The 19,588-nt window shown below is 61.2% G+C and carries 16 protein-coding genes; 10 read left to right on the top strand and 6 right to left on the bottom strand.

Translation table 11 applies throughout. From position 1 onward, the window contains the following. Window positions 1-70 precede the first annotated feature (70 nt). The 6 genes from D8U69_RS27185 to D8U69_RS27155 all read right to left on the bottom strand — a co-directional run bounded on the left by D8U69_RS27185 (window position 71) and on the right by D8U69_RS27155 (window position 6,984). Entirely contained in the window at window positions 71-880 is an 810-nt protein-coding gene (locus tag D8U69_RS27185; RefSeq protein ID WP_056856299.1) for an ABC transporter permease, read from the bottom strand. Continuing rightward, entirely contained in the window at window positions 870-1,817 is a 948-nt protein-coding gene (locus D8U69_RS27180) for an ABC transporter permease (RefSeq protein ID WP_130908520.1), read from the bottom strand. Before D8U69_RS27180 ends, D8U69_RS27185 begins: the two co-directional genes overlap by 11 nt. Window position 1,818: 1 nt before the next feature. Beyond that, complete coding sequence (locus D8U69_RS27175) at window positions 1,819-2,856, bottom strand: ABC transporter ATP-binding protein (RefSeq protein WP_056856297.1); 1,038 nt, start codon at window positions 2,854-2,856, stop codon at window positions 1,819-1,821. Window positions 2,857-3,242: 386 nt separating this feature from the next. Continuing rightward, on the bottom strand, window positions 3,243-4,394 hold the full coding sequence (ydcS, locus tag D8U69_RS27165; protein WP_056856296.1) for a putative ABC transporter substrate-binding protein YdcS: 1,152 nt from the start codon (window positions 4,392-4,394) through the stop codon (window positions 3,243-3,245). Window positions 4,395-4,477: 83 nt separating this feature from the next. Beyond that, a complete protein-coding gene (locus D8U69_RS27160) occupies window positions 4,478-5,935 on the bottom strand; it encodes a gamma-aminobutyraldehyde dehydrogenase (RefSeq protein ID WP_130908519.1) in 1,458 nt (485 codons plus the stop codon). A 134-nt stretch (window positions 5,936-6,069) separates the two neighbouring features. Then, on the bottom strand, window positions 6,070-6,984 hold the full coding sequence (locus D8U69_RS27155) for a LysR family transcriptional regulator (protein WP_130905171.1): 915 nt from the start codon (window positions 6,982-6,984) through the stop codon (window positions 6,070-6,072). Window positions 6,985-7,159: 175 nt separating this feature from the next. Here D8U69_RS27155 and D8U69_RS27150 point away from each other — a divergent pair, with 175 nt between their 5' ends. The 10 genes from D8U69_RS27150 (at window position 7,160) to lysS (ending at window position 19,557) form a co-directional block, all read left to right on the top strand. Beyond that, window positions 7,160-7,882 (top strand): tellurite resistance TerB family protein, encoded by a 723-nt coding sequence (locus tag D8U69_RS27150; protein ID WP_130905172.1) that lies wholly within the window; start codon window positions 7,160-7,162, stop codon window positions 7,880-7,882. 275 nt (window positions 7,883-8,157) lie between these two features. Further along, window positions 8,158-9,780, top strand: a complete 1,623-nt coding sequence (locus D8U69_RS27145) for a methyl-accepting chemotaxis protein (protein WP_056856292.1) — start codon at window positions 8,158-8,160, stop codon at window positions 9,778-9,780. Continuing rightward, window positions 9,780-10,316 carry a chemotaxis protein CheW gene (locus tag D8U69_RS27140; protein ID WP_056856291.1) on the top strand — a complete coding sequence of 179 codons (537 nt, stop codon included), beginning with the start codon at window positions 9,780-9,782 and terminating at the stop codon, window positions 10,314-10,316. Before D8U69_RS27145 ends, D8U69_RS27140 begins: the two co-directional genes overlap by 1 nt. Beyond that, complete coding sequence (locus D8U69_RS27135) at window positions 10,313-11,584, top strand: protein-glutamate O-methyltransferase CheR (protein WP_130908518.1); 1,272 nt, start codon at window positions 10,313-10,315, stop codon at window positions 11,582-11,584. The genes D8U69_RS27140 and D8U69_RS27135 overlap by 4 nt, the downstream gene beginning before the upstream one ends. Next, entirely contained in the window at window positions 11,581-12,264 is a 684-nt protein-coding gene (locus tag D8U69_RS27130) for a chemotaxis protein CheW (RefSeq protein WP_056856289.1), read from the top strand. Before D8U69_RS27135 ends, D8U69_RS27130 begins: the two co-directional genes overlap by 4 nt. Further along, entirely contained in the window at window positions 12,261-14,546 is a 2,286-nt protein-coding gene (locus D8U69_RS27125) for a hybrid sensor histidine kinase/response regulator (protein ID WP_130908517.1), read from the top strand. The genes D8U69_RS27130 and D8U69_RS27125 overlap by 4 nt, the downstream gene beginning before the upstream one ends. Continuing rightward, the gene (locus tag D8U69_RS27120) at window positions 14,543-15,553 is read left to right on the top strand and encodes a chemotaxis response regulator protein-glutamate methylesterase (RefSeq protein WP_130904470.1); all 1,011 of its coding nucleotides are present in this window, start codon (window positions 14,543-14,545) and stop codon (window positions 15,551-15,553) included. Before D8U69_RS27125 ends, D8U69_RS27120 begins: the two co-directional genes overlap by 4 nt. A gap of 48 nt (window positions 15,554-15,601) precedes the next feature. Beyond that, window positions 15,602-16,603 carry a PleD family two-component system response regulator gene (locus tag D8U69_RS27115; protein WP_056856286.1) on the top strand — a complete coding sequence of 334 codons (1,002 nt, stop codon included), beginning with the start codon at window positions 15,602-15,604 and terminating at the stop codon, window positions 16,601-16,603. A gap of 244 nt (window positions 16,604-16,847) precedes the next feature. Next, window positions 16,848-17,943 (top strand): peptide chain release factor 2 gene (gene prfB / locus D8U69_RS27110; protein ID WP_130904468.1). Its coding sequence is split into 2 segments (ribosomal slippage): window positions 16,848-16,919 and window positions 16,921-17,943, totalling 1,095 coding nucleotides; the frame shifts between segments, so codons are not numbered across the junction. Between the two features lie 111 nt (window positions 17,944-18,054). Next, the gene (gene lysS / locus D8U69_RS27105) at window positions 18,055-19,557 is read left to right on the top strand and encodes a lysine--tRNA ligase (RefSeq protein WP_130904467.1); all 1,503 of its coding nucleotides are present in this window, start codon (window positions 18,055-18,057) and stop codon (window positions 19,555-19,557) included. Window positions 19,558-19,588: the final 31 nt, after the last annotated feature.

Below are 19,588 nucleotides of genomic sequence, written 5' to 3'. Positions count from 1 at the left end.
TTCCGGCCCCATCGCTGGCAAGCCAGCTCCCACAGGAATTCGGTTCCCACATTGGAAATCGGGTTGTCAGTTACTTCCCGCCACTCCCCGCCACGCTCTCACCACCGCGCGTCAGGTAATAAGCGCCGAGAATCGGCAGCATGGTCACGATCATCACCAGCATCGCCACGACGTTGGTCACCGGTACGTCCCGTGGGCGGCTGAGCTGGTTGAGCAGCCACAGCGGCAAGGTGCGTTCATGGCCGGCGGTGAAGGTGGTGACGATGATTTCGTCGAACGACAACGCAAACGCCAACATGCCACCGGCCAGCAACGCCGAGCCCAGGTTGGGCAGGATGATGTAGCGGAAGGTCTGCCAGCCGTCGGCGCCGAGGTCCATCGAGGCCTCGATCAAACTGTGCGAAGTGCGGCGCAAGCGGGCGATGACGTTGTTGTAGACGATCACCACACAGAACGTCGCGTGACCGACGATGATGGTGAACATCCCAGGCTCGATGCCCAGCGTCTTGAAGGTCGCCAGCAAGGCGATGCCGGTGATGATCCCCGGCAGGGCAATCGGCAGGATCAGCATCAGCGAAATGCCTTGTTTGCCGAAGAAATCCCGGCGATACAACGCCGCCGACGCCAGCGTGCCGAGGACCATGGCAATCGCCGTGGCGATGGCCGCGATTTGCAGCGACAGCTTGATCGCTTCCAGTACATCGGGCCGCGAAAACGCCACGCCGATCCACTTCAGGGTAAAGCCCTTGGGTGGAAAGCTGAACGCCGCGTCTTCGGTGTTGAAGGCGTACAGGAAGATGATCAGGATCGGGAAGTGCAGGAACACCAACCCACCCCAGGCGGCAATGCGCAGGCCTAATGAGGCTTTTTCAGAGTGCATCGAAGGCCCCCAGACGTTTGACGATGGACAGGTAAATGGTGATCAGCACGATCGGCACCAACGTGAACGCAGCGGCCATCGGCATGTTGCCGATCGCACCTTGCTGGGCGTAAACCATGCTGCCGACAAAATAGCCCGGTGGGCCAACCAGTTGCGGCACGATGAAATCGCCCAGGGTCAGGGAAAACGTGAAGATCGAACCGGCGGCAATCCCCGGAATCGACAGCGGCAGAATCACTTGCATGAAGGTCTGGCGCGGCTTGGCGCCGAGGTCGGCGGAGGCTTGCAGCAATGACGGCGGCAGGCGTTCCAGCGAGGCCTGGATCGGCAGGATCATGAACGGCAGCCAGATGTAGACGAACACCATGAAGCGTCCCAGGTGCGAGGTCGACAAGGTGCTGCCGCCAACCCCCGGAATGCCCAGCACGAACTGCAAGACCGGCTCCAGTCCCAGATGCTGCACAAACCACTGCGCCACGCCGCCCTTGGCCAACAGCAGGGTCCAGGCATAGGCCTTGACGATGTAACTGGCCCACATCGGCATCATCACCGCGATGTAGAAAAACGCCTTGGTCTTGCCGGTGGTGTAGCGCGCCATGTAGTAGGCAATCGGGAACGCGACGATGGCGCTGGCGATCGACACGACAATGGCCATGCTCAGGGTTCGCAGGATGATGTCGAAGTTCGAGGGCTGGAACAGCGCGGCGAAGTTCGCCAGGGTCAGGTCGGGAGTGACCGCCATGGTGAAGTCGTCGAAGGTGTAGAAGCCTTGCCACAGCAATGTCAGCAACGAACCGAGGTAGATCGCACCGAACCACAACAGTGGCGGCACCAGCAGCATCGACAGGTACAGGTTGGGCCGGCGATACAACAGGTTGGAAAACCTGCGCAACGGCGAACCTCCCGACTGGGTTTGAGAAATAGCCAAGGTGCTCATTTCACACCCCGCCGACGACGGTGTCGTGCAACTGGACCATGGCTTCCCGCGCCCAGCGCGCACTGAGGCGCTGCCCGGTCTGGTGCTGCGCGCTGCTGTCGATCCACTGATTGTTGGCCTGGCTGATGTTCAGGGTCTGGCCATTCTCCAGTTTCAGTTCATAGCGGGTGGCGCTGCCCTGGTACTGGATATCGTGGAGCAAGCCGGTGACTTCGATTTCGTGGCTGGCCAGCGGGCCTTCGGCGAAACGCACGTGTTCGGGACGAATCGAGAACGGCTGCGGATTGCCACTGATTTGCTTCGCCAGATCACCGCGGATCACGTTGGAGGTGCCGACGAATTCCGCGACGAAGGTGGTGGCCGGTTTCATGTACAGGTTGCGCGGGCTGTCGACTTGTTCGATGCGGCCCTTGTTGAACACTGCCACGCGGTCGGACATCGACAGCGCTTCGGTCTGGTCGTGGGTGACGAAAATGAACGTGATGCCGAGCTGGCGTTGCAGTTTTTTCAGCTCGCCTTGCATCTGCTCGCGCAGCTTCAAATCCAGCGCACCGAGGGGTTCATCGAGCAACAGCACACGCGGACGATTAACCAGTGCGCGGGCCAGGGCCACGCGCTGGCGCTGGCCGCCGGAGAGCTGCACGGGTTTGCGCTCGCCATAGCCGCCGAGGGCGACCATGTCGAGGGCTTCGGCTGCGCGCTTGAGGCGCTCGGCCTTGGCGACGCCTTTGACTTTCAAACCGTAAGCGACGTTGTCGCGAACGTTCATGTGCGGGAACAGCGCGTAATCCTGGAAGACGGTGTTCACGTCACGTTGATACGGCGGCAGCCCGGCGGCTTCTTCGCCATGAATGCGGATCGAGCCTGCGCTGGGTTGTTCAAAACCGGCGATCAGGCGCAAACAGGTAGTTTTGCCCGAGCCGGAAGGCCCCAGCATGGAGAAAAACTCGCCGTCCTGGATGTCGATGGAAACCCGGTCAACGGCTTTCACTTCGCCGAACAGACGGGAAACGTTGGTGAACTGGACTGCAAGCGTCATGGTGCGGTGCTCCAAAAAGGCGAGGGCGGTCGCAGCGGCCCTGCCTGGACTTCTGAAAAAACTGAATCATTGCTTTTTGTGGCGAGGGAGCTAAGCCGCCGCTCCTGTGGCGAGGGAGCTTGCTCCCGCTGGAGGGCGCAGCCCTCCCAAAAGAGTTGATGCGGTTCGTCTGAAAAACCGCATCGACCGGTTTTGGGGCGGCTTCGCCACCCAGCGGGAGCAAGCTCCCTCGCCACAGGGATGGCGGCTTCGCCACCCGGCGGGAGCAAGCTCCCTCGCCACAGGGGGGCGGCTTCGCCACCCAGCGGGAGCAAGCTCCCTCGCCACAGGGATGGCGGCTTCGCCACCCAGCGGGAGCGAGCTCCCGCGCCACAGGGGAGAGCGGCTTACCTGCCGCCCATGATCGCGATGTAGTCCTGGGTCCAGCGGCTGTACGGCACGAATTTGCCGCCTTCGGCTTGCGGGGTTTTCCAGAAGGCGATCTTGTCGAACTGGTCGAAACCGTTGGTCTTGCAACCTTCGGCACCGAGCAATTCACTCTCCTTGCACGCCGCCGGCACGGCTGGCAGCGAACCGAACCAAGCCGCCACGTCGCCCTGGACTTTCGGTTGCAACGACCAATCCATCCACTTGTAGGCGCAGTTCGGGTGTTTGGCGTCAGCGTGCAACATGGTGGTGTCCGCCCACCCGGTGGCGCCTTCTTTCGGGATGGTCGACGCGATCGGCTGCTTCTCGTTGATCAGGCCATTGACCTGATACGGCCAGGCGCCGGACGCGACCACGCCTTCGTTCTTGAAGTCACTCATCTGTACGGTGGTGTCGTGCCAGTAACGGTGGATCAACGGCTGCTGGGCGCGCAGCAGATCGAGCACGGCCTTGTACTGCGCTTCGGTCAGTTCGTAGGGGTTCTGGATGCCCAGTTCCGGCTTGGCCGATTTGAGGTACAACGCGGCGTCGGCGATATAAATCGGACCGTCATAGGCCTGAACGCGGCCCTTGTTCGGTTTGCCGTCCGGCAGATTTTCCGCGTTGAACAACACGCCCCAGCTGTCAGGCGCAGTCTTGAACACGTTGGTGTTGTACATCAGCACGTTCGGCCCCCACTGATATGGGGTGCCGTAGGTCTGGTTGTTGACCACGTACCACGGCGCATCCTTGAGGCGAGGATCGAGGTTTTTCCAGTTCGGGATCAACGCCGTGTTGATCGGCTGCACACGCTTGCCACCGATCAGCCGCAGCGAGGCGTCGCCGGAGGCGGTGACCAGGTCATAACCACCCTTTGCCATCAGGCTGACCATTTCATCGGAGGTCGCCGCCGTTTTCACGTTGACCTTGCAGCCGGTTTCCTTCTCGAAACCGGTCACCCAGTCGTAGGCCTTGTCGCTTTCGCCACGTTCGATGTAGCCGGGCCACGCCACGATATCCAGTTGGCCTTCGCCGGCACCGACGGCTTTCAGCGGCTCGGCGGCCTGGAGGCTGGCGCTGGCCAGCAGCGCCGTGGTGATTGCACTGAGCAGTGCGGTCTTGTGCACGAACATGGGTATTCCCTCTTCTTCAAATTATGGTCGGGGCAGTTTTGAACGTGGTGAAGCATGCCGTTGGCGGCTTGTTATTAGCGTAGTCAGAGATGTTGCCCGTGGCGCGCCATGATGTGGCGCACCACGCTGTAGTCCTGGAGCGAATCGCTGGACAGGTCTTTGCCATAACCCGAGCGCTTGAGCCCGCCATGGGGCATTTCGCTGACCAGCATGAAATGGCTGTTGATCCAGGTGCAGCCGTACTGCAACCGCGCGGCGACCTGCATCGCCTTGTCCAGGTTCTGGGTCCAGACCGATGACGCCAGGCCGTATTCGGAATCGTTGGCCCATTCCACCGCTTGTTCCAGCTCATCGAAACGCGTCACGGTGACCACCGGCCCGAACACTTCGCGCTGGACGATTTCGTCGCTTTGTTTGCAGCCCGCCAGCAACGTCGGCTGATAGAAGAACCCGGCGCCGGAATGTACCGCGGCACCGGTCACCCGTTCGATGTGCGGCTGGCCGAGGGCACGCTCGACGAAACTGGCCACGCGGTCGCGCTGGCGGGTGCTGATCAGCGGGCCGATTTCGTTGTCGGCATCGCGTTTGCCGGCAAACCGCAGGCTGCTGACGGCGGCACCGAGTTCAGCCACCAGGCGGTCGTGAATCCCGGCCTGTGCATAAACCCGGCACGCGGCGGTGCAATCCTGGCCGGCGTTGTAATAGCCATAGGTGCGCACGCCTTCGACCACCGCTTGAATGTCGGCATCGTTGCAGACAATCACCGGGGCTTTGCCGCCGAGTTCGAGGTGGGTGCGTTTGAGGGTTTTGGCGGCGGCCTGGAGAATTTTCTGGCCCGTGACGATATCGCCGGTCAGCGACACCATGCGGATTTTTGGATGGCTGACCAAATGGCTGCCAACCCCTTCGCCGCCACCGCACACGATGTTGATCACTCCGCGCGGCAAGATCTCGGCCAGCGCTGGCGCCAGAGCCAGGATCGACAGCGGCGTGTGCTCCGAGGGCTTGAACACCAGCGTATTGCCGGCGGCCAGGGCCGGGGCGATTTTCCACGCGGCCATCATGATCGGGTAATTCCACGGCGCAATGGACGCCACGACACCAATGGGATCGCGCCGCACCATGCTGGTGTAGCCCGGCAGGTATTCGCCGCTGAGCTGGCCGGTCTGGCAGCGCACGGCACCGGCAAAAAAACGGAACACATCGACAGTCGCGCTCAAGTCGTCCTGACGGGCAAGGTGCAGCGGCTTGCCGCAATTCAGGGCTTCGAGACGGGCGAGCTGGTCAGCGTTTTTTTCGATGGCGTTGGCGATGTCCAGCAACAGGTTGGAGCGCTGTTGCGGCGTAGTCCGGGACCAACCGGCAAAGGCGCGGTGGGCGGCGAGGATGGCGGCTTCGACTTGTTCGGTGCTGGCTTCGGAGATCTGCGTGAGGATTTCGCCCGTGGCCGGATTGATGATGGGTTCGGCACAGCCTTGTCCGGCGACCAATTCACCATCGATCAACAATGCGGTGAACAACGGGGTCTGTGCACCAGTCATTCTTCGGGTTCTCTTTTCTTGTGTGGCCATGCGGTTCCCCTGTGACCGGGGGGCCGACCGTCTTATATAGATGCAGCAAGACTAGTGCGCGGCCCCGAGGTCGACAAATTCTAAATACTGAAGGTGGCATTCGATTAAATAGATGGCTTGCGTCCGCCGTGTGGTTGTTCCCGCGCAACAGTAAGAAACGGGTCGACCAGCGCCGGCCGCGCCGTGCCCCTGCGCCATGCCAGGCCGACATCGAGGGTCTGGCTCAAGTCGGCAATGGGCCGCGCTTCGATGATGTCGCCCTCCAGTGACCACGGGCGATAGGTCATGTCTGGCTGGATCGAAACACCCAGACCCGCGGCCACCAGGCTTCGCACCGCTTCGGTCGAGGCGGTGCGCAAGGTGATACGCGGTTGCAACGAGGCTGCCGTCCACATCCGTTGGGCGTTGCGATCCATTTCGTCGACGTTCAGTTGAATCAGCGGCTCGCGGGTCACGTCGGCGAGATTGATGCTGTCGTGCTCCAGCAGCGGATGCTGGGCCGGCAGCCACAGTCGATGGGGCGAATGGGTCAGCACTTCGGTCTGCAAGGCGTGGCGATCTTCGAGGTTGGAGAGGATCAAAACGCCGACATCGATCTCACCGCTGACCAGCAAATGCTCGATGTAGGGGCGCTCGTCCTCCATCACGCGGATCTCGACGTTGGGGTAGGCGCGCTGGAAACGGGTCAGCAAATCCGCCAGGTAATAACCGGCCACCAGGCTGGTCACGCCGATGATCAACTGCCCGGCGACCTGGTCGGTGCTCTGTTGCAGGCTGCGTTTGGCGTTGTCGACAGTGGCAAGGATCAAGTGCGCCTGTCGTAAGAACTGGTGGCCCTGATGGGTCAGGGTCATGCCCTTGGCGTGGCGACTGAACAGGCTGACGCCGATCTCTTCCTCCAATTGCTGGATCGCCAGGGTCAGGGTCGATTGGGAAATGAACGCGGTTTGCGCGGCGGCGGAGATCGAACCGGTCTCAGCGACGGCGATGAAATGACGGATCTGACGCAAGGTCATCATGAGAGGAAACCCAGTGGGCGGTTTTTATCGATAGGTTCGAGTGTATATCCATTTTTACGAAAGGCAGGCTGACTTCGAGCAACATCTGGAAGCACTCTCGCAGGTCAGGTTGCGGCACTTTCGATCTAGGCTGGTGGCCTCAAGGTTTGGTCAAACCTTTTAGTGGAGGCAAAAAATGAACACCCGTGGATTGCTCGATCAACTGCTCAAGTCCGGTCAGGACCTGTTGCAGAACAAGGCAGGCGGGGCGCAGGGCAAACCGTCCGGTGGCGCTCTCGGCGGGTTGCTCGGCGGTAACGGCGGTTCGGGCGGCCTCGGCAGTCTGCTTTCCGGTGCGGGTGGCGGTGCCTTGGCGGCAGGTGCAATGGGCTTGTTACTCGGCAACAAGAAGGCGCGCAAGGTCGGCGGCAAGGTTGCGGTCTATGGCGGCCTCGCGGCATTGGGCGTGATTGCCTACAAGGCCTATGGCAATTGGCAGGCTCAGCAGGGCACGGCGCCGAAGACCGAGCCGCAGACCCTTGATCGCTTGCCCGCGGCGCAAGTCGAGCAGCACAGCCAGGCGATTCTCAAGGCGCTGGTCGCGGCGGCCAAGGCTGATGGCCACATTGACGCCCGTGAGCGCGAGCTGATCGAAGGCGAGTTCACCAAGCTCGACAACGATCAGGAACTGCAGCACTGGCTGCACGCCGAACTCAACAAACCGTTGGACCCCGCCGATGTCGCCCGCGCCGCCAGCACTCCGGAAATGGCCGCCGAGATGTACATTGCCAGTGTGATGCTGGTGGATGAGGAGAGCTTCATGGAGAAATCCTACCTCGACGAATTGGCGCGCCAGCTCAAGCTTGAGCCGGGTCTGAAGGTCGAGCTGGAGAAACAGGTTCGCCAGGCTGCTGTTTAAGTTCTGCAAACGCCATCGTTCAGGATCATGATCGTTCCCACGCTCTGCGTGGGAATGCCTCAACGGACGCTCCGCGTTCGGCTCAATGACCATTCCACCGTCCCTTTCTACCGATTTACCCCTATCACCCGGCTTCCCAATTGATGGACAGTCCCTCCCCAGAGCCCACCCACGCTTTTTTGCGCGGGATGCGAAGTGGAGCGCAACCGTCTTATAAATGAAACAGCGCCCTCGGCTATACTCCCCGCATTTCGAATATGCCCCGAGGACTGACTGTGAAGAACTGGACGTTGCGCCAACGCATTTTGGCGAGCTTTGCGGTAATCATCGCCATCATGCTGCTGATGGTGGTCGTCTCGTATTCCCGGCTGTTGAAGATCGAAGACAGCGAAGCCAGCGTGCGCGAGGATGCGCTGCCAGGGCTGTATTACAGCTCCATGATTCGGGGCGCGTGGTCCGACAGCTATGTACACATTCAGGCCATGCTCGGCCTCGAGCAAGGGCAGGGCTTCACGGCAGAGGAAGCGGCCAACTTCAAGGGCTACGCTGCGCGGTTGACAGAGCAGATGGAGCTCTACCGCCAAACGATTACCGACGAAGAAGACAAGCGCGAGTACGCAGCCTTCGAAAAAATCCATGAGGACTACCACCGGATTCTGGCCGCGGTGATCGAGTTGCATAAACGCAACCAGAACGCCGAGGCCATCAACATGTTCACGGCTGAACTGACCCCGACCTGGACAGCGGGTCGCATGAAGGTCAGTGACATTCTTCGTCATAACAAGGCCGTGGCGGACGCCGATATCGCGGCCATTGATGACGCAGTGCTCACCGCCAAAGTCATCATGGGTATCTCGCTGGTGATCGCCGTGCTGGCCGCGGCTCTCTGTGGCCTGTTGCTGATGCGCGCCATCATGGCGCCGATGAATCGTATCGTGAAAATTCTCGAAATCATGCGCACCGGCGACCTCAGCAGCCGTTTGAATCTTGAGCGCAAGGATGAATTCGGCGCAGTGGAAACCGGCTTCAACGACATGATGGCCGAACTGACCTCGCTGGTATCCCAGGCGCAGCGTTCTTCGGTGCAGGTCACCACGTCGGTCACGGAAATCGCTGCCACCTCCAAGCAGCAGCAGGCCACCGCCACCGAGACGGCGGCCACCACGACTGAAATCGGCGCGACCTCCCGTGAAATCGCCGCAACATCGCGGGACCTGGTGCGCACCATGACCGAGGTGTCCACCGCCGCCGATCAGGCCTCGGTCGCCGCCGGTTCCGGCCAGCAAGGGCTGGCGCGCATGGAAGAAACCATGCACTCGGTGATGGGCGCGGCGGATCTGGTCAACGCCAAGCTGGCGATCCTCAACGAGAAAGCGGGCAACATCAACCAGGTGGTGGTGACCATCGTCAAGGTCGCCGACCAGACCAACCTGTTGTCGCTCAACGCCGCCATCGAGGCCGAGAAGGCCGGCGAGTATGGTCGCGGTTTTGCCGTGGTCGCCACCGAAGTGCGACGCCTGGCCGACCAGACCGCAGTTGCGACCTATGACATCGAGCAGATGGTGCGCGAGATTCAATCCGCTGTGTCGGCCGGTGTGATGGGCATGGACAAGTTCTCCGAAGAAGTGCGCCGTGGTATGTCGGAAGTGCAGCAGGTTGGCGAGCAACTGTCGCAGATCATCCATCAGGTCCAGGCACTGGCACCGCGGGTGTTGATGGTCAACGAGGGCATGCAGGCCCAGGCCACCGGTGCCGAGCAGATCAACCATGCGCTGGTGCAATTGGGCGATGCCAGCAGCCAGACCGTCGAATCCCTGCGTCAGGCCAGTTTCGCCATCGATGAATTGAGCCAGGTGGCCGTCGGGCTGCGCAGCGGCGTTTCGCGATTCAAAGTCTGATGAGCGAAATGACGGCCAAACGCAGCGCCGTTAAGCCAGCGTTGCACGCCTTGTTTCTGGTGTTTCGCATCGGCAGCGAGCGCTATGCCTTGCAGGCCATCGAAGTGGCGGAAGTGCTGCCGCGCCTGCCACTGAAACCCATCGCCCACGCGCCGCACTGGGTTGCGGGGGTGTTTGCCTATCGCGGTGCGGTGGTGCCGGTGATCGACCTTGGTGCGTTGACGTTTGGTACGCCATCGCAAGCGCGCACCAGCACGCGGCTGGTGCTGGTGCATTACCGACCGGATGAAAGCGCACAGGCGCAACTGCTCGGGCTGATTCTGGAACAGGCCACGGACACCTTGCGTTGCAACCCGGCGGATTTTCAGCCTTATGGGTTGGATAATCGCCAGGCCCCGTACCTGGGGCCGGTGCGCGAAGATGCGCACGGTCTGCTGCAATGGGTGCGGGTCGCCGATCTCTTGGATGAACCGGTGCGTGCGCTGCTGTTTCCGACGCCACCTCTGGACCTGACGCTGCTTGAGGGCCGGCCATGACCAGCGACCAGCGTTTTTTCGATTTCCTCAAAGAGCGCATCGGCCTTGACGTGACGTCGGTCGGTCCGGCGATCATCGAGCGTGCCGTGCGTCAACGCAGTGCGGCGGCTTCGGCGCAGTCGGCGGATGAATATTGGCGTACCTTGCAGGCGTCTGCCGACGAACAACAGTCGTTGATCGAAGCGGTGATCGTTCCCGAGACCTGGTTTTTTCGTTACCCGGAATCTTTCGCCACCCTGGCGAAACTGGCGACCAAACGGTTGGCAGACATCAACAATATGCGTGCCCTGCGGATTCTCAGCCTGCCGTGCTCCACGGGCGAGGAGCCTTACTCGATTGCCATGGCACTGCTGGATGCCGGGTTCAAACCGCACCAGTTTAAGGTCGAAGGCATGGATGTCAGCCCGCTGTCGGTGGACAAAGCCCGGCGCGCGCGGTACGGCAAGAACTCGTTTCGCGGTCAGGACATCACGTTTCGCGACCGGCATTTCACCGCCGAAGGCGACGGCTTTCGGCTCAGTCCGCGAGTGCTCGATCAAGTCCACCTGCAGGTGGGCAACCTGCTCGATCCGGCATTGCTGGTCAACGAGCCACCCTATGACTTCGTGTTTTGCCGCAACCTGCTGATCTACTTCGATCTGGCCACACAAAAACAGGTGTTCGAGGTGCTCAAGCGCCTGACTCATGTGGATGGCGTGTTGTTTATCGGACCGGCCGAAGGCAGTCTGTTGGGGCGTTTGGGCATGCGTTCGATCGGTATCCCGCAATCCTTTGCCTTCAGCCGGCAGAGCCCGGCGGAGTCAGAGTCGTTGCCAGCTTTCGTCCCCACACCTTTACGGGTGCCGCAACCCCTGCGCAATGTGCTTGCCCCTGCGACCAGCAAGCGCCCATTCACCAGCACTGCACGCCCTGTGCCACCGGCGAACACCGGCAACACCGACGCCGCCAGGCTGCTGGCGAACATCGCCGCGCTGGCCAATGAAGGCAAAAGTACCGAGGCTCGCGCCGCGTGTGACAGTTACTTGCGCAGCCATGAGCCGGTGGCCCAGGTTTTCTACTGGCTGGGTTTGCTCAGCGATGTCGCCGGCAGTGTTCTGGAGGCCCAAGGGTTTTACCGCAAGGCGTTGTACCTCGAACCGCAACATCCCGACGCATTGATGCATCTGGCCGCCTTGCTGCAGTCCCAGGGCGATACGGCGGGAGCCCGACGATTGCAGGAACGCGCCGCCCGCAGCGAGCGCGCCGCTGACAGTGAGCGTAAACGATGATCGCCTCCGACACCTTTAGCGTCACCCATGAAGATGCCCAGGCCATCGATGATTGCTGGAACCGCATCGGGATCCATGGCGACAAATCCTGTCCGTTGTTGATCGAACACATTCATTGCCGTAATTGCGCGGTGTATTCGGCGGCGGCGACACGCTTGCTGGATCGCTATGCGTTGCAGCAGGAAGACCGTGAACATGTGTCCGGTACGTTGCAGAGCGAGGTGAAAACCCGCTCGCTGCTGATGTTCCGCCTCGGTGAAGAATGGCTGGGGCTGGCGACGCGCAGCTTGGTGGAAGTGGCGCCGATGCAAGCCATTCACTCCCTGCCGCACCAGCGTTCGCGGGCCTTGCTCGGTGTGGCGAACGTACGCGGTGCGCTGGTGGCGTGCCTGTCGTTGGTCGAATTGCTGGGCCTCGATGGCGTCAGCAGCGTGGCGACGGGCGCGCGGGTCATGCCGCGCATGCTGATCATCGCCGCTCACGGTGGGCCGGTCGTCGTACCGGTGGACGAAGTGGACGGGATTCACGCCATCGACGAGCTTGTGCTCGAGGCTGCGTCGAAATCCGGCAACCAGGCCAATGCCAAATACACCCAAGGCGTGTTGCAATTCAAAGGTCGCAGCCTGCGTTGGCTGAATGAAGAACAGCTGTTGTCCGCCGTGACCCGGAGCCTCACATGACCCCCGAGCAAATGCGCGATGCCTCTTTGCTGGAGCTGTTCAGCCTCGAAGCCGAAGCCCAGACCCTGGTTTTGAGCGCAGGTCTGCTGGCGCTGGAGCGCGACCCGACCCTGGCCGATCAGCTCGAATCGTGCATGCGCGCGGCGCACTCGCTCAAGGGCGCAGCACGAATTGTCGGCGTCGATGCCGGCGTCAGTGTCGCGCACGTCATGGAGGACTGCCTGGTCAGCGCCCAGGAAGGGCGGTTGTACCTGCGCCCCGAACATATCGATGCGTTGCTGCAAGGCACTGATTTGCTGATGCGCATCGCCACACCCGGCAACGCCCCGCTGCCTGTGGATATCGAAGCCTATGTCGCGCTGATGGCGCGCTTGCTCGATCCGGCTGCCGCCGTCATGCCGGCCAAGGCAACGCCCGCTCCGGTCATGGCAGAGCTTCAGCTCGAAGCTGCGGTGGCCAAGGTTGAAGTCCCGGAACCGGAGATTGAAGCGCCGCCCGCCGCGCCGAAGAAGACCAGACGCACCACCGAAAACGGCGAGCGCGTGTTGCGGGTGACCGCCGAGCGTCTGAACAGCCTGCTCGATCTGTCGAGTAAATCCCTGGTGGAAACCCTGCGGCTCAAGCCGCACCTGGCCACCATGCAGCGCCTCAAGCGCATGCAGAACAACAGCCTGCGAGCACTGGAAAATCTCAACGTCCATCTCAAGGAACACGCCCTGAGCCTTGAAGCCCGGGAAGCCCTCGAAGATGCTCGTCGACTGCTGGCGGAGTCACAGCAGTTGCTGGCGGAAAAAAACGCCGAACTCGATGAGTTCGCCTGGCAGGCCAGTCAGCGGGCACAGGTGTTGTACGACACGGCGCTGGCCTGTCGCATGCGGCCATTCGCCGATGTGCTGACCGGTCAGGTGCGCATGGTCCGCGATCTGGGCCGCAGTCTCGGCAAGCAGGTCCGTCTGGAGATCGAGGGCGAGAAAACCCAGGTCGACCGTGATGTGTTGGAAAAACTCGAAGCGCCACTCACCCACCTGCTGCGCAATGCCGTCGATCACGGCATCGAATCGCCGGAGCAACGGTTGTTGGCCGGCAAGCCCGAGGAAGGCCTGATCCGCCTTCGTGCTTCCCATCAGGCCGGATTGCTGGTGCTGGAACTCAGTGATGATGGCAACGGTGTCGATCTGGAAAAGGTTCGTCGCAGCATCATCGATCGCCAATTGTCCCCGGCGGAAACCGCCGCACAGTTGAGCGAAGAGGAACTGCTGACGTTCCTGTTCCTGCCGGGTTTCAGCCTGCGCGACACGGTCACTGAAGTTTCCGGCCGCGGCGTCGGCCTGGACGCGGTGCAGCACATGGTCCGCCAGTTGCGTGGCGCGGTGGTGCTGGAGCAGACGGCGGGCGAGGGCAGCCGCTTTCACCTGGAGGTGCCGCTGACCCTGTCGGTGGTGCGCAGCCTGGTGGTGGAAGTCGGCGACGAAGCCTATGCCTTTCCGCTGGCGCATATCGAACGCATGTGCGATCTGGAGCCGGGGGACATCGTTCAGGTCGAGGGCCGCCAGCATTTCTGGCATGAAGGCCGGCACGTCGGACTGGTCGCCGCCAGCCAATTGCTGCAACGTCCGGCGAGCCAGGGCAATCAGCAGACCTTGAAAGTCGTGGTCATTCGCGAGCGCGATACCGTTTATGGCGTCGCGGTCGAGCGTTTTATCGGCGAGCGCACGCTGGTGGTGCTGCCCCTGGATGAGCGCTTGGGCAAGATCCAGGACATTTCCGCCGGAGCCTTGCTCGACGATGGCTCGGTGGTGTTGATCGTCGACGTCGAGGACATGTTGCGTTCGGTGGACAAACTGCTCAACACCGGGCGCCTGGAGCGCATCGCCCGTCACAGCAACCAGGCGGCCGAAGCGGCACGCAAGCGGATTCTGGTGGTGGATGACTCGCTCACTGTGCGCGAACTGCAACGCAAATTGCTGCTCAATCGCGGCTATGACGTGGCCGTGGCGGTGGACGGCATGGACGGCTGGAACGCATTGCGTTCGGAAGATTTCGATCTGTTGATCACCGATATCGATATGCCGCGCATGGACGGTATCGAACTGGTGTCGTTGTTGCGGCGGGACAACCGCCTGCAATCGTTGCCGGTGATGGTGGTTTCCTACAAGGATCGAGAGGAGGACCGTCGCCGTGGACTGGATGCCGGAGCCGACTATTATCTAGCCAAAGCCAGTTTTCATGATGACGCCCTGCTTGATGCAGTGGTTGAGCTCATAGGAGGAGCGCGGGCATGAAGATCGCAATTGTCAACGACATGCCCATGGCCGTAGAAGCCCTGCGCCGGGCGCTGGCGTTCGAGCCGGCGCACCAGGTGATCTGGGTGGCCGGCAACGGCAGGGAAGCCGTGCAGATGTGTGCCGAACAGACCCCGGACCTGATCCTGATGGACCTGATCATGCCAGTGATGGACGGGGTGGAGGCGACTCGCCGGATCATGGCCGAAACGCCCTGCGCCATTGTCATCGTCACGGTCGATCGTCAACAGAATGTGCATCGGGTCTTCGAAGCCATGGGCCATGGCGCCCTGGACGTGGTCGACACCCCGGCCATCGGAGCCGGCAATGCCCAGGAAGCGGCAGCGCCGCTGTTACGCAAAATCATGAATGTGGGCTGGCTGATCGGCGAAAAGGGCAACCGCGAGCGATCAGTGCCGGGCCCGCTGCGCAGTGCTGGTTCGCGCCAGAGTCTGATTGCCATTGGCTCATCCGCTGGCGGGCCGGCGGCACTGGAAGTCCTGCTCAAGGGACTTCCGAGGGATTTTTCCCCGGCCATCGTGCTGGTCCAGCATGTTGATCAAGTGTTTGCCGCCGGAATGGCCGAATGGCTCAGTAGCGCCAGCGGGCTCAACGTGCGCCTGGCACAGGAAGGCGAGCCGCCACAAAGTGGCACCGTGTTGCTGGCCGGCACCAACCACCATATCCGCTTGTTGAAAAACGGCACGCTGGCCTACACCGCCGAACCGGTCAATGAGATTTATCGCCCCTCGATCGATGTGTTTTTCGAGAGTGTGGCCAGGTACTGGAACGGTGACGCGGTCGGCGTTTTGCTCACCGGTATGGGGCGTGATGGTGCCCAGGGGCTTAAACTCATGCGCCAGCAGGGTTATCTGACCATCGCACAGGATCAGAACAGCAGCGCGGTGTATGGCATGCCGAAGGCGGCTGCGGCCATCGATGCCGCTGTGGAAATACGCCCGCTGGACAAGATCGCGCCACGTTTGCTGGAGATCTTTGCAAAATGACTACCTCTATCAGCAATCCTGGCCCAAGCAGTATTCAGGTGAACGCACATGAATGATTTACAGCTCGACGACTTCAAGACTGACGAAAATGCCGCCATGGTGTTATTGGTGGACGATCAGGCGATGATCGGCGAGGCGGTACGGCGCGGGTTGTCGAACGAAGAAAACATCGACTTCCACTTCTGCTCCGATCCGCACCAGGCCATCGCCCATGCGGTGCGTATCAAGCCGACGGTGATCCTGCAGGATCTGGTCATGCCTGGCCTCGACGGCTTGAGCCTGGTGCGTGAATACCGCAACCATCCGGCGACCAAGGACATTCCGATCATCGTCCTGTCGACCAAGGAAGACCCGCTGATCAAGAGCGCAGCGTTCGCGGCCGGGGCCAACGATTATCTGGTCAAACTGCCGGACAACATCGAACTGGTGGCGCGGATCCGCTATCACTCGCGCTCCTATATGACCCTGTTGCAGCGCGATGCCGCCTACCGTGCGCTGCGGGTCAGCCAGCAGCAATTGCTCGATACCAACCTGGTGCTGCAACGCCTGATGAACTCCGATGGCCTGACCGGGCTGTCGAACCGTCGGCATTTCGATGAGTACATGGAGCTTGAATGGCGGCGTTCACTACGTGAACAAAGCCAATTGTCGTTGTTGATGATCGATGTGGATTATTTCAAGACCTACAACGACAGTTTCGGCCACCTGGAAGGCGATGAAGCCCTGCGCAAGGTTGCCGCGGCAATCCGCGATGCCAGCTCCCGTCCTTCTGACTTGCCGGCGCGTTACGGCGGAGAAGAGTTCGCCCTGGTGTTGCCCAATACGTCCCAGGGCGGGGCGCGGCTGGTGGCGGAAAAACTGCGCATGACCGTGGAAGCCTTGAAGATTCCGCACATTTCCCCGAGCGAAGGCTCAAGCCTGACGATCAGCATCGGCCTGTCGACCGTCACACCGACACCCGGCAGCAACTGCCGGGAACTGATCCTGGCGGCGGACAAGGGGTTGTATCTGGCCAAGCACAATGGGCGAAATCAGGTAGGGATCGGGTAATCTGCAATTTCTACCAAACGACGCAGAACCTGTGGGAGCCAGGCTTGCCCGCGATGAGGGCCTGACAAGCGATACTGCATCGACTGACACGCCGCCATCGCGGGCAAGCCCGGCTCCCACAGGTTTCGCATCGTTGCAAAGTTCGCCTGCAAACCTGCCTTTTCAGCCAAGCGGACTGCCGTTCCCAGCCGTTTGCCGTTATACTCGCCGGCTTTCAAAAGTTCGCCAACGAGTGCTGCCCGCCATGGAAATCAACCCGATCCTTAACACCATCAAGGACCTGTCCGAGCGCTCCGAAACTATTCGGGGGTATCTTTGACTACGATCAAAAGCATGAGCGTCTGACCGAGGTCAATCGCGAGCTTGAAGATCCGAGTGTCTGGAACAAACCTGAGTACGCCCAGGAGTTGGGCCGCGAGCGCTCTGCGCTGGCGCAAATCGTCGAAACCCTGGACGAACTGAACGCCGGTCTGGCCGATTGCCGCGACCTGCTGGACATGGCCGTCGAAGAAAACGACGAAGGCGCGGTGGGCGATGTCGTCGCCGAACTGGCCCGTCTCGAGGAAAACCTCGCCAAGCTTGAATTCCGTCGCATGTTCAGCCACGAAATGGACCCGAACAACGCCTACCTGGACATCCAGGCCGGCTCCGGCGGCACCGAAGCCCAGGACTGGGCCAACATCCTGTTGCGCATGTACCTGCGCTGGGCCGACAAACGCGGTTTCGACGCGACCATCATGGAGCTGTCTGCCGGTGAAGTCGCCGGGATCAAGGGCGCCACTGTGCACATCAAGGGCGAGTACGCCTTTGGCTGGCTGCGTACCGAGATCGGCGTGCATCGTCTGGTGCGCAAGAGCCCGTTCGACTCCGGCAACCGTCGCCACACCTCGTTTTCCGCGGTGTTCGTCTCGCCAGAGATCGATGACAAGGTGGAAATCGAGATCAACCCGGCAGACCTGCGAATCGACACCTATCGTTCCTCCGGTGCCGGTGGTCAGCACGTAAACACCACCGACTCGGCCGTACGTATCACCCACGTACCGACCAACACCGTGGTCAGCTGCCAGAACGAACGTTCCCAGCACGCCAACAAGGACACCGCCATGAAAATGCTGCGGGCCAAGTTGTATGAGCAGGAAATGCAGAAACGCAATGCGGCCTCCCAGGCCCTGGAAGACACCAAGTCCGATATCGGCTGGGGTCACCAGATTCGTTCGTACGTGCTGGATGCCTCGCGGATCAAGGATCTGCGCACCAACATCGAACGCAGCGACTGCGACAAGGTGCTCGATGGCGACATCGACGAGTACCTGGAAGCCAGCCTGAAATCCGGGCTGTAAAAGACGCACACAGGATCGCTGATTCAGCGCGATCCCTGTAGGAGCCAGCCTGCTGGCGATCCCCGGGCCGCAGGGCCCGGGGGCAACGAACCTGATGGAATATTTAAAGACATGAGCGACCTAGAACTCGACCCGCAAGCCCTGCAACAGGAAGAAAACTCCCTGATCGCCCTGCGCAAGGAAAAGCTGGCTGCCGAGCGCGCCAAGGGCAACGCCTTCCCGAACGACTTCCGCCGCGAAAACTACTGCGATGCCTTGCAGAAACAGTACGCGGACAAGACCAAGGAAGAGCTGGCAGAGGCTGCGATCCCGGTCAAGGTTGCCGGTCGCATCATGCTTAACCGTGGCTCGTTCATGGTGATCCAGGACATGACCGGTCGCATCCAGGTCTACGTCAACCGCAAGACCCTGTCCGAAGAAACCCTGGCCGCGGTGAAAACCTGGGACATGGGCGACATCATTGCTGCCGAAGGGACCCTGGCCCGTTCCGGCAAGGGCGACCTGTACGTTGAAATGACCACCGTGCGCCTGCTGACCAAGTCCCTGCGCCCGCTGCCGGACAAGCACCATGGCCTGACCGATACCGAACAACGCTATCGCCAGCGTTACGTTGACCTGATCGTCAACGAAGACGTGCGCCAGACCTTCCGCGTGCGTTCGCAAGTGATTGCGCACATCCGCAGCTTCCTGATGAAGCGCGACTTCCTGGAAGTGGAAACGCCGATGCTGCAGACCATTCCGGGCGGCGCCGCGGCCAAGCCGTTCGAAACCCACCACAACGCACTGGACATGGAAATGTTCCTGCGTATCGCGCCTGAGCTGTACCTCAAGCGCCTGGTGGTTGGCGGCTTCGAGAAAGTGTTCGAGATCAACCGCAACTTCCGTAACGAAGGTGTCTCGACCCGACACAACCCTGAATTCACCATGTTGGAGTTCTACCAGGCCTACGCCGACTACGAAGACAACATGGACCTGACCGAAGAATTGTTCCGTGAACTGGCGCAGCTGGTTCTGGGCAGCACCGACGTGCCATACGGCGACAAGGTGTTCCACTTCGGCGAGCCGTTCGTGCGTCTGTCGGTGTTCGACTCGATCCTCAAGTACAACCCTGAGCTGACCGCTGACGACCTGAACGACATCGACAAGGCCCGTGCCATCGCCAAGAAGGCCGGCGCCAAGGTGCTGGGCTTTGAGGGCCTGGGCAAGCTGCAGGTGATGATTTTCGAAGAACTGGTCGAGCACAAGCTGGAACAGCCGCACTTCATTACCCAGTACCCGTTCGAAGTGTCGCCGCTGGCCCGTCGCAACGACGATAACCCGAACGTTACCGACCGTTTCGAACTGTTCATCGGTGGCCGTGAAATCGCCAACGCCTACTCCGAGTTGAATGACGCGGAAGACCAGGCCGAGCGTTTCATGGCGCAGGTGGCCGATAAGGACGCCGGCGACGACGAAGCCATGCACTACGACGCCGACTTCGTTCGTGCGCTGGAGTACGGCATGCCGCCAACGGCCGGTGAAGGTATCGGCATCGACCGTCTGGTGATGCTGCTGACCAACTCCCCGTCGATCCGCGACGTGATCCTGTTCCCGCACATGCGGCCGCAAGCGTAAGTGTTTCAGTTAAAAAGCCGCCTTTTCAGGC

Source organism: Pseudomonas sp. Sample_16, assembly GCF_004307665.1.
Taxonomy (GTDB): domain Bacteria; phylum Pseudomonadota; class Gammaproteobacteria; order Pseudomonadales; family Pseudomonadaceae; genus Aquipseudomonas.
The sequence above is the reverse complement of the archived record's forward strand: the minus strand, read 5'-3'. Positions and strand labels throughout refer to the sequence as shown.